The organism is Streptomyces sp., from assembly GCF_035563135.1.
In the GTDB taxonomy this organism is placed as follows: Bacteria; Actinomycetota; Actinomycetes; order Streptomycetales; family Streptomycetaceae; genus Streptomyces.
In genome coordinates this window covers 1-9,884 of record NZ_DATMVN010000010.1, presented here as the reverse complement: position 1 = coordinate 9,884, position 9,884 = coordinate 1, and the positions used below count along the sequence as shown (strand labels likewise).

The window sequence follows — 9,884 nt, the reverse complement described above, 5'->3', positions numbered from 1 at the left end:
GCCATGAGTGGTCTCCGCAGCGGGAACGGCACGTTGCTGCGGTACGGGTACGGGCATCGGTTCGGGTTTCCTTCCCTCCCCCCGAGGGCGCGGCGGAGCGACGATCGACGACCCGCCGACGGGGACGATAGCGGCCTGCGGCAGGGGAACGGAATGGCGCCCGGCGATCATCCTCCGTCATATGCGCGGCCATAAGCCGCGTCCCACCACGGATCCGGCGTCATGGGCGCACACGAAACGGACAAGCCGTCATGACGAACATCACGCGTCCGCCACGCATCGCACACATGGGCCGGGGCGTCCCCCGGGCGCGGGGAGCGGCGTGCGTCACGTGCCGGCCCTCACACGACGGCGGCCGCGCTTCCGGCGCCTACCTGTCGGGCCGGACCACACCCAGGATCTGCATGGAGCCCGCGCCCGCCAGCGTGACGTCCCGGCCGGGCCGGGGGGCGTGCACGATCAAGCCGTCCCCGACGTACATCCCCACATGGCTGGCGTCGCCGTGGTAGATGACCAGGTCACCGGGGCGCATGTCCTGGACGGGGATGCGGGGCAGCTGCCGCCACTGTTCCTGCGAGGTCCGGGGGATCGGCCGTTCCGCCGCCGCCCAGGCCTGTGAGGTCAGCCCCGAGCAGTCGTACGAGCCGGGGCCCTCGGCTCCCCATACGTACGGCTTGCCGATCTGGGCGGTCGCGAAGGCCAGTGCCTGCTTGCCCGCCGGGCTCGCCTCGCGGTTGATGTCCTTGAGCGCACCGGAGGAGAGCCAGGCGGCCTGCGCCGTGGACGCGGCGTTCCGTTCCAGTTCCAGGAGGCCGGCCCGCTCCTCCTTCGCCAGCTGCGATTCCAGCTTCTCGGCCGCCGCGATCTGGGCGTTGATGCTCTTCCTGGCCTTGGCCTGCTTGACCCGGTTGGCCTCGATCTTCTCCTGGTTGAGACTCGCGTCCTTGGCGTACGTCTCCAAGTCCTCCTGGGCCTGCTTGAGTTCGGTCAGCATGCCCTTGGCGGCCTGCTGGCTCGTCCTGGCCTGGTTGATGCCGGTCAGGAAGAGGTCGGGATCGCCGCTCAGCACCAGCTGCGCACCCGGGGGGAGCCCGCCGTTGCGGTACTGCTCACGGGCCTGGGCGCCCGCCCTGTCCTTCAGTTCGGCGATTTTCGCCCGTCCGTCGGCGATCGCCTCGGCCAGCCGGGTGATCTCGCCGGACTGCTTCTCGGACTGCTCCTCGGCGAGGTTGTACGCGTCCGTGGCCGCCCCCGCCTTGCGGTAGAGGGTGTCGATCTCCTCGCGTACTTCTTCGAGGCTCTTCTTCGCGACGGCGGGAGCGGTGGCTGCCGGCCCGGGCTCGGGTACCGGGGCGGCCATGGCCTGGACCGGCGCGGTCAGCAGGGCCAGTGCGCAGACCAGGGTGATCGCGGCAGTGGCGCAGTGGCGTCGGTTCACAAGCTCCCCCTCCGGGCGAAAGGCGCTGAAAGCCGTATCGCACGCATCTGACTTACCGTCAGTAATATTCAGGTGACGACGCGATCGTGCCACGGTGTCCCGTAAAGCAACAGAGGAACACGTCACCCTCCCTGTCACACAGGGGGACGAACGGTGATCCGGCGGCGTTCCCGGATTCGGCCGGCGTCCCTGGCCGACGTGTTCCCGTCAGGCGCCGTTCACCTCTCGGCGGGCCGCAGGGCGGACCAGCGCACCGTGACCTCGCCCTGCCGCCACCGCCGCAGGCCGTCCGTCACGGGCCAGTCGGCCGAGACCGCCCGGACCGCCGCGATCCAGCGCTGCCGCGCGCCCAGGGACGCGTACGGGGATGCCGCCGCCCAGGCCCGGTCGAGGTCCCGCAGGAAGGCGTGCACCGGTTCACCCGGGACATTGCGGTGGATCAGGGCCTTCGGCAGGCGCTCGGCGAGGTCCGAGGGGCGCTCCAGCGAGGCGAGCCGGGTCGCGAAGGTGACGGTGCGCGGGCCCTCGGGGCCGAGCGCGACCCACACGTGCCGGCGGCCGATCTCGTCGCAGGTGCCCTCGACCAGCAGGCCCCCGGGTGCGAGCCGGGCGCACAGCCGCTGCCAGACCGCGGCGACCTCGCCCTCGTCGTACTGGCGCAGCACGTTCGCGGCCCGGATGAGGACCGGCCGGCCGCCCGTGGGGATCTCGAAGCCGCCGTGCACGAAGGTGAGGCCCTCGCGCTCGTAGGGCTGGGCCGCCGCGACCCGCGCGGGGTCGATCTCGACCCCGACGACGGCCGTGCGCGGCTCGGCGGTGCGCAGCCGCCCCAGCAGTTCGACGGCGGTCCAGGGCGCCGCGCCGTAGCCGAGGTCCACCGCCACGGGCGAGTCGCTGCGGCGCAGGGCGGGGCCGTGGGTGGCGGCGATCCAGCGGTCCATGCGGCGCAGACGGTTGGGGTTGGTGGTCCCGCGGGTGGCGGTGCCGATGGGGCGCTGGTGCATGAAAAGGAGCGTATGCGAACCACCGGCGGACTCACCCGGGGCGGCAGGAGCGGCGGGGCACCTCCGGCACGCCGGAGGGACCGTAATAATTTGGCAAAACGGAAATGAAAGGTTGGATTCCACTGTTCCCGCACTTCGAGGGGCGCGCCTGCCCCGTGCGTGTCATGCCCTGAGCGAGGAGGAGCGGACCCGTGAGCCAGTACGTCTCCCGGCTCGGCAGCAGCCGTGCGGCACCCCGTATCCGCTTCCCGGGCGGCTTCGCCGGGCACCGCAGGCCACGCCGTGTCGCGATGCTCTCCGTGCACACCTCTCCCCTGCACCAGCCCGGCACCGGCGACGCGGGCGGCATGAACGTCTACATCGTGGAGCTGGCCAAGCGCCTCGCCGCGATCGGCATCGAGGTCGAGATCTTCACCCGGGCCACCACGGGCGGACTGCCCCCGGTCGTCGAACTGGCACCCGGGGTCCTGGTCCGGCACGTCGACGCGGGGCCGTACGAGGGCCTCGCCAAGGAGGAGCTGCCCGCTCAGCTCTGCGCCTTCACCCACGGTGTGATGCAGGCCTGGGCAGGTCAGCGCCCCGGTCACTACGACCTGGTCCACTCCCACTACTGGCTCTCCGGACAGGTCGGCTGGCTCGCCGCCCAGCGCTGGGGCGTTCCCCTCGTCCACGCCATGCACACCATGGCGAAGGTCAAGAACGCCGCGCTCGCCGAGGGCGACACCCCCGAACCCGCCGCCCGCGTCATCGGCGAGACCCAGATCGTGCACGCCTCCGACCGGCTCATCGCCAACACCGCCGGGGAGGCCGACGAACTCATCCGCTTCTACGACGCGGACCCGGCGGCCGTCGCCGTCGTGCACCCCGGGGTCAATCTGGAGCGTTTCCGCCCCGGCGACGGCCGCGCCGCCGCGCGCGCCCGCCTCGGCCTGCCGCAGGACGCCCTGATCCCGCTCTTCGCGGGCCGTATCCAGCCGCTGAAGGCCCCGGACGTGCTGCTGCGCGCCGTCGCGGTGCTCCTGGAGCGCGACCCCTCACTGCGCTCACGCATCGTCGTACCCGTCGTCGGCGGCCCCAGCGGCAGCGGGCTCGCCAAGCCGGAGGGCCTGCAGAAGCTCGCCGCGCGCCTGGGCATCGCCGACACCGTCCAGTTCCACCCGCCGGTCGGCCAGGATCAGCTCGCCGACTGGTTCCGGGCGGCGTCCGTGCTGGTCATGCCGTCGTACAGCGAGTCGTTCGGGCTCGTCGCCATAGAGGCCCAGGCGGCCGGCACACCGGTGGTCGCGGCGGCGGTGGGCGGCCTCCCGGTCGCGGTGCGGGACGGCGTCAGCGGCTTCCTGATACCGGGCCACGAACCGGAGGCGTACGCGCAGGCGCTGGGCCGGTTCGCGGACGACGCGGAACTGGCCGGCCGGATGGGCGGGGCCGCGGCCGCGCACGCCCAGTCGTTCGGCTGGGACACGGCGGCGTCGGCCACCGCCGATGTGTACACGGCGGCGATGCACGACCACCGGCGCCGTGCCCGCGCGCATCACGGCTGAGGACCCGCGCGCACCACGGCTGAGCACCCGGGCTGAGCTCCCGGGCGCGTTGTCGTACGCTCGCAGCATGGCTGACGTATCCGACGAAGCAGCAGCGGCGCAGGTCATCGAGACGGTGCTGAACGACGCGGAGCTCGAATGGGAGAGCCCCGAGCCCGGCACCTACGTCGTGAAACTGCCCGGCACACGCAAGCTGTCCACGACCTGTTCCCTGCTCGTCGGACAGCACTCCCTCTCTCTCAACGCGTTCGTCATCCGCCACCCGGACGAGAACGACGCCGCCGTGCACCGGTGGCTCCTGGAGCACAACCTCCGCCTCTTCGGGGTGAGTTACGCCATCGACCGGCTCGGCGACATCTATCTCGTCGGCAGGCTCCCGCTCTCGGTCGTCACGCCCGAGGAACTCGACCGGTTGCTGGGCGCGGTCCTGGAGGCGGCGGACGGCGCGTTCAACCCACTGCTCGAACTGGGCTTCGCGAGCGCGATCCGCAAGGAGTACGCCTGGCGGGTGGAGCGCGGCGAATCGACCCGCAACCTGGACGCCTTCACCCATCTGACCCAGCGCCCGTCCTGAGGTCTACCCGAGCCGTTCCAGCGCCGCGACCAGCCGCGGGGCCACCTCCTCCCACGTCCGGGCCAGCTCCTCGGGCCCGGTGCCCCTGGGCACCGTCTCGGTGAGCATGATCAGGTAGAGGTAACTGCGGCAGAGGTCGATCCGGCGTCGTACGGACGGGGTGAACACGATCGGCGCACCCGTCGCGGCCGCGTGACCGGCGAGGAAGTCCAGGTCCGTCTCCGGGTCGCCGAACAGGCTCGTGGAGACGAGATCGGCGAGCGGATCGCCCCAGAACATCCGCTCGCCGTCGATGATCCCGCCGATGCGCCGGGCGCCGGGCTCCCCGGTCACCAGGAGGTTTCCCTGCCACAGGTCGAAATGGACCAGGGCGGGCCGGGTCACCTCGTCCAGCACGTTTGACGCCCCGGCGAGCACCTCACGGATCCGGCCGGCCGGCCACGGCAGCCTCACGCCGTACCTCTCGGCATCCGCGAGCACGGCGTCGGTCATCGTGGTGAACGCCTGGCGCCAGGTGGGGGCGAGCGGTCCCAGGGGTTCGGCCGGATACCCGAAACCGGCGGGGCCCGTGACCCCGTGCAGCCGGCCGACGGCGCGGCCGAACTCGGTGCGCAGGGAGCGTGTCTCACCGTCCGTCAGGTCACCGGCGACGGTGCTCCAGGGCTGCCCCGGGCACGTGGTCATGACGACGTACGCACCGGTCGGCGCCCCGGGGTCGAGCTCGCTGTGCACGACCCGGGGCACCGCGGCACCCGTGGTGGCGGCGGCCCGGTGGAAGGTGACCTCATTGACGAGCAGGCGCTGTTCGTGGCTCAGGCCCTCGGCGTGCGCCGGAGGGACCTTCACCACCCAGTCCCTGCCGTCCTCGAAGGTCACGCGGGTCACGGTGTTGTACGTGCCCCCGGCGAGCGGTTCGAAGGAAGCGGGCTCGCCGGCCCCGACGGCTTCCAGGACGGCTGCTGTGGTGTCGACCGGCACGGGCGGGTCCCTCCATGGCTCAGCTAGGGGACGACCGTCACACAGGAGCTTCACGGGGTGATCACAAGGGAATCACGATCACATGCCGTGACCGTTCGGGACGATCATCGGACAGGTGTCCGATCGTAGAGTGTGTCGCATTGCGGCGGCCCTCCCGTGTGAGCCCGAATTTCGCTCCGGGACAGGGCCGTTGCTCCTTCGGACGGAGAGATGAACGAACCATGCGCACCACCGCCGTACGCCGTACCACCCTTGCCGCAGTCGTGGCGTCCCTGACCCTGCTCACCACCGCCTGCAGCGGCTCGGACTCCGGCGCCGAGGCGGACGGCGGCGCCCCGGGCGCGAAGGGCGGCGCCTCCGCCGAGCCCGCGGCGGTCAAGGCGCTGTCCTCGGCGGAGCTGGAGAAGGTGTCCCTGGAGCAGGGTGATGTGACGGGACACAAGATCACGAAGACCGGCCCCGAGGACATCGCGCAGCCCGGGGAGGTCACCGTCGACAAGAAGGAGTGCGAGCCGATCGGCTTCGCCTTCTACGGTGTGAAGCGGGGCGCCCCGGTGGGGAACGCCGGGCGCAAGGTCGTCGAGGTGCCCACGAAGAACGAGTCCGCCGACCCCGAGGACGCGCTCGCCGACGCGCTCGACGTGACCTCGTCCCTGGTCACCCTGGCCTCGTACGACGGCGACGGCGCCACGAAGAGCCTCACCGAGATCCGCGAATCCGCCACCGAGTGCGCGACCGGCGGCTTCACCCTGACCATGAAGGGCTCGAAGCAGAAGGTCACCAAGCTGACCGAGGAAAAGGTGACGGGCGGCGAGGAGGCTCTCGCCTGGCGCGTGCAGATGGGCGAGGGCGACGAAGCGGTCCCCTTCAAGCTCGTGATCCTGCGTCAGGGAGGCACGGTTGCCACGTTCTTCTCCCTCAACCTCGGCAGGACGGGGGCGGAATCCGACTTCGAGCTGCCGACCGCGGTGATCGACGCACAGGTCGAGAAGCTCGGCTGACCACCCCGCCGCCTCTCCGGGTCACGGCAGCGGTACGAGCCTGACCACGGTGACCGTCAGCACGGACCCGGAGACGTAGTAGAGGACGATGGCGCCGGACACCGTGGCCTCGCGCCGGTCACGCTCACGCTTCACGGCGGTCGAGGCGTGTCCGTACGGATCCAGGCCCAGGGTGCGCGCCATCTCGTCCCGGAACGAGTCGCCGTCGCGCATCTTGGCCAGGGTGTCGTCGGCGGGCGGTGCGTAGGAGATGCGGAAACTCAAGCGACGTTCCGCCTCTCGGCCTCGTCCTGCGCCAGCCGGTCCAGGATCCGTTCGGCCTCGGGATCGGGTACGGACTCGAGCATCCAGTGCCGCATGACGGCCTGGATCTCGTGCACGCCGGCCTCGTTGATCGCGTGGTCGAACTCCTCGCGTCTGTCCTGGGGCAGCGCGGCACGGATCGCCGGAATGCTGTTGGGTACCTCGACCTCGGCGCCGCCGACGAAGGTCTTCAGAGACTCGCCCATGACCGCTCTCCCCGATCTCCTTGCTGTCCGCGCCCTGCACGCCCGTACCGCCGGGGGTGTGTACCTGGGTAACAGGCAGGTGTGGAAGCCACGTTAGCGGGTGCCCGCCCGTCCGGGCAGATCCGGCGGGCAGGGACGGCGATGCCCCGTCCGGTGGGAGCATCCGTGGGCGCCGAGGAGGGCCGGCACGCAGGTGTGCCCGTGCACGATGCGCCGTACGTCCGCTTCCAGGGAACGGCGCGCCACCCGCGCGGCCACTTCCCCGGGGTCTTCGTGCCGGCTGACGAGCCGGCACGGCAGGGCCGGCTGACGGAGGAGCAGTACCGCTTCCGGCGCGCCGACAACGACTGGTACGACGCCTGCTACCCCAACCCCACCGACGTCGGCTCCACCGTCTGCGACCGCGCACTCCACCCGGGGGCGGTCGCGCGGTTCAAGCCGTCCGCGCACGATCCCATCGAGCGGGCGGACGGGTACCTGGGGACCCTCACCGCGCACCGCATCGTGAGCGCAACGGTCCGGGGCGGGCCCCCGCACAATGACAAGCCCCCTGCCAGCGGGAAATCCGCAGGCAGGGGGCTTGATCAGTCAGGGTTACTTCTTCTTGCCCTGGTTCTTCACGGCCTCGATCGCGGCCTTCGCCGCGTCCGGGTCGAGGTAGGTGCCGCCCGGCTTCAGGGGGCGGAAGTCGGCGTCCAGCTCGTAGGCGAGCGGGATGCCGGTCGGGATGTTGAGGCCCGAGATGGCGTCGTCGGAGATGCCGTCCAGGTGCTTCACCAGCCCGCGCAGGCTGTTGCCGTGGGCGGCGACCAGGACGGTCTTGCCGTCGAGGAGGTCCGGGACGATGCCGTCGTACCAGTACGGCAGCATGCGGATGACGACGTCCTTGAGGCACTCCGTGCGCGGACGCAGCTCCGGCGGGATCGTCGCGTAACGCGGGTCGGCGCTCTGCGAGAACTCGGCGCCGTCCTCGAGCGCGGGCGGCGGGGTGTCGTACGAACGGCGCCAGAGCATGAACTGCTCCTCGCCGAACTCGGCGAGCGTCTGGGCCTTGTCCTTGCCCTGGAGGGCGCCGTAGTGGCGCTCGTTCAGCCGCCAGGAGCGGTGCACGGGGATCCAGTGGCGGTCCGCGGCTTCCAGCCCGAGCTGGGCGGTGCGGATCGCGCGCTTCTGGAGGGAGGTGTGCACGACATCGGGGAGCAGGCCGGCGTCCTTGAGCAGCTCACCGCCGCGGACCGCCTCCTTCTCGCCCTTGTCGGTGAGGTCTACGTCCACCCAGCCGGTGAACAGGTTCTTCGCGTTCCATTCGCTCTCGCCGTGGCGGAGGAGGATCAGCTTGTACGGTGCGTCGGCCATGGGTCCGAGCGTAATCGAACCCGTGCGGCCTTCGCGCGCGCGGCCACAGGGCGGACCGGGGGCGGGACCGGATCGCGACGATTGACGGGTGGCGTCAATTGAGTGGCGGCCGGGGAACCCGCCTTCGTAATGTTCGGACAGCCATCGGGCCGCTTACACAGGCCGGCGAGGTTCCGTACGCATACGTCCCGGGGGGAAGTCCTATGTCTGTCGCCGGTCTCAGGAAGGCGGCGCACGAGACGGTCGCCGGTCTCCCCAGGGAGTTCTGGTGGCTGTGGACCAGCACGCTGGTCAACCGCCTCGGGGCGTTCGTCGCCACGTTCATGGCGCTCTACCTGACCCTCGACCGGGGCTACTCGGCCTCGTACGCCGGTCTCGTCGCCGCCCTCCACGGGCTCGGCGGGGTCGTGTCGTCGCTGGGCGCCGGGGTGATGACGGACCGGCTGGGGCGTCGCCCGACCATGCTGATCGCACAGCTCTCGACCGCGGTGTCGGTCGCCGTGCTGGGCTTCATGGTCCACCCGGTGGCGATCGCGGGCGTGGCCTTCGTCGTGGGGATGGCCAGCAACGCCTCCCGGCCGGCCGTGCAGGCGATGATGGCCGACATCGTCCGGCCCGAGGACCGGGTGCGGGCCTTCTCGCTCAACTACTGGGCCATCAACCTGGGTTTCGCCGTGTCGTCGGCCGGAGCGGGCTTCATCGCCGAGTACAGCTATCTTGCGGGCTTCATGGGGGAGGCGGCCCTGACTCTGCTGTGTGCCGTCCTCGTCTTCCTCAAGGTGCCGGAATCCCGGCCCGAGACGGCGCCCCGGAAAGCCGGCGGTCCCGCGCCGGACGACGTGAGGCTGAGTACGGTCCTGCGGGACGGGCGCTACATGGGTGTCGTCGGACTGTCGTTCCTGGTCTCGCTGATCTTCCAGCAGGGCTATGTGGGCCTGCCGGTGGCCATGGGGGCGGACGGGCTGTCCAGCTCCGACTTCGGCACGGCCATCGCTGTCAACGGTGTGCTGATCGTGGTCATCCAGATTCCCGTCACCCGGTTCATCCAGCACCGCGACCCGCGCAGGCTGCTGGTCCTCTCGTCCCTGCTGGCGGGTTACGGCTTCGGGCTGACCGCCTTCGCGGGATCGGTCGGGGTGTACGCGCTGACGGTGTGCGTCTGGACCCTGGCCGAGATCGTCAACGCGCCGACGCAGACGGGCATCGTCGTACAGCTGTCCCCGGCCCACGGGCGGGGCCGTTACCAGGGGATGTACACGATGTCCTGGTCGGTGGCGGCCCTCGTCGCCCCGCTGATGTCCGGTTTCGTGATCGACCACTACGGCGCCGGCTGGCTGTGGGGGGCCTGCGCGGTGCTGGGCACCGCGGCCGCGTTCGGTTACTGGCTGCTGATGCGGAACCTGGAACTCCCGGACCCGGCGGCCCCCGTGCCGGCCGTCCCGGCTCCGCCCGCCGCTGCCGTACCCGCCGCAGCCCTGGCGGC

10 protein-coding genes are annotated in these 9,884 nt (G+C 71.2%); 4 read left to right on the top strand and 6 right to left on the bottom strand.

Features of this window, described 5'->3' with window-relative positions; translation table 11 throughout:
* Positions 1-370: 370 nt before the first annotated feature.
* Together VN520_RS00710 and VN520_RS00705 are read right to left on the bottom strand one after the other, a co-directional pair.
* Complete coding sequence (locus VN520_RS00710; RefSeq protein ID WP_325744842.1) at positions 371-1,438, bottom strand: C40 family peptidase; 1,068 nt, start codon at positions 1,436-1,438, stop codon at positions 371-373.
* A 218-nt stretch (positions 1,439-1,656) separates the two neighbouring features.
* Positions 1,657-2,442 carry a class I SAM-dependent methyltransferase gene (locus tag VN520_RS00705; RefSeq protein ID WP_325744841.1) on the bottom strand — a complete coding sequence of 262 codons (786 nt, stop codon included), beginning with the start codon at positions 2,440-2,442 and terminating at the stop codon, positions 1,657-1,659.
* A gap of 191 nt (positions 2,443-2,633) precedes the next feature.
* Here VN520_RS00705 and mshA point away from each other — a divergent pair, with 191 nt between their 5' ends.
* Positions 2,634-3,983, top strand: a complete 1,350-nt coding sequence (gene mshA, locus VN520_RS00700; RefSeq protein WP_325744840.1) for a D-inositol-3-phosphate glycosyltransferase — start codon at positions 2,634-2,636, stop codon at positions 3,981-3,983.
* A gap of 67 nt (positions 3,984-4,050) precedes the next feature.
* Positions 4,051-4,557 (top strand): YbjN domain-containing protein, encoded by a 507-nt coding sequence (locus tag VN520_RS00695; RefSeq protein WP_325744839.1) that lies wholly within the window; start codon positions 4,051-4,053, stop codon positions 4,555-4,557.
* Between the two features lie 3 nt (positions 4,558-4,560).
* On the opposite strand, the gene VN520_RS00690 is transcribed toward VN520_RS00695, so the two are convergent.
* Positions 4,561-5,535 carry an aminoglycoside phosphotransferase family protein gene (locus VN520_RS00690; RefSeq protein WP_325744838.1) on the bottom strand — a complete coding sequence of 325 codons (975 nt, stop codon included), beginning with the start codon at positions 5,533-5,535 and terminating at the stop codon, positions 4,561-4,563.
* 221 nt (positions 5,536-5,756) lie between these two features.
* On the opposite strand from VN520_RS00690, the gene VN520_RS00685 reads away from it, so the two are divergent.
* Positions 5,757-6,536 (top strand): hypothetical protein, encoded by a 780-nt coding sequence (locus tag VN520_RS00685; RefSeq protein WP_325744837.1) that lies wholly within the window; start codon positions 5,757-5,759, stop codon positions 6,534-6,536.
* Between the two features lie 21 nt (positions 6,537-6,557).
* Here VN520_RS00685 and VN520_RS00680 read toward each other — a convergent pair whose 3' ends face one another.
* The 3 genes from VN520_RS00680 to VN520_RS00670 form a co-directional block, all read right to left on the bottom strand.
* Positions 6,558-6,800: a hypothetical protein gene (locus tag VN520_RS00680; RefSeq protein WP_325744836.1), complete on the bottom strand. Its 243-nt coding sequence runs from the start codon at positions 6,798-6,800 to the stop codon at positions 6,558-6,560.
* Entirely contained in the window at positions 6,797-7,045 is a 249-nt protein-coding gene (locus tag VN520_RS00675; RefSeq protein WP_325744835.1) for a hypothetical protein, read from the bottom strand. Before VN520_RS00675 ends, VN520_RS00680 begins: the two co-directional genes overlap by 4 nt.
* A 594-nt stretch (positions 7,046-7,639) precedes the next feature.
* The gene (locus VN520_RS00670) at positions 7,640-8,401 is read right to left on the bottom strand and encodes a phosphoglyceromutase (RefSeq protein ID WP_325744834.1); all 762 of its coding nucleotides are present in this window, start codon (positions 8,399-8,401) and stop codon (positions 7,640-7,642) included.
* A 203-nt stretch (positions 8,402-8,604) separates the two neighbouring features.
* Here VN520_RS00670 and VN520_RS00665 point away from each other — a divergent pair.
* On the top strand, positions 8,605-9,884 hold a 1,280-nt coding region (locus tag VN520_RS00665), incomplete at its 3' end, for an MFS transporter (RefSeq protein WP_325744833.1).

Coding starts and splice junctions, on each gene's coding strand:
- VN520_RS00705 (WP_325744841.1), bottom strand. CDS start 2,442: ATGCACCAGCGCCCCATCGGCACCGCCACCCGCGGGACCACCAACCCC.
- VN520_RS00695 (WP_325744839.1), top strand. CDS start 4,051: ATGGCTGACGTATCCGACGAAGCAGCAGCGGCGCAGGTCATCGAGACG.
- VN520_RS00685 (WP_325744837.1), top strand. CDS start 5,757: ATGCGCACCACCGCCGTACGCCGTACCACCCTTGCCGCAGTCGTGGCG.
- VN520_RS00675 (WP_325744835.1), bottom strand. CDS start 7,045: ATGGGCGAGTCTCTGAAGACCTTCGTCGGCGGCGCCGAGGTCGAGGTA.
- VN520_RS00670 (WP_325744834.1), bottom strand. CDS start 8,401: ATGGCCGACGCACCGTACAAGCTGATCCTCCTCCGCCACGGCGAGAGC.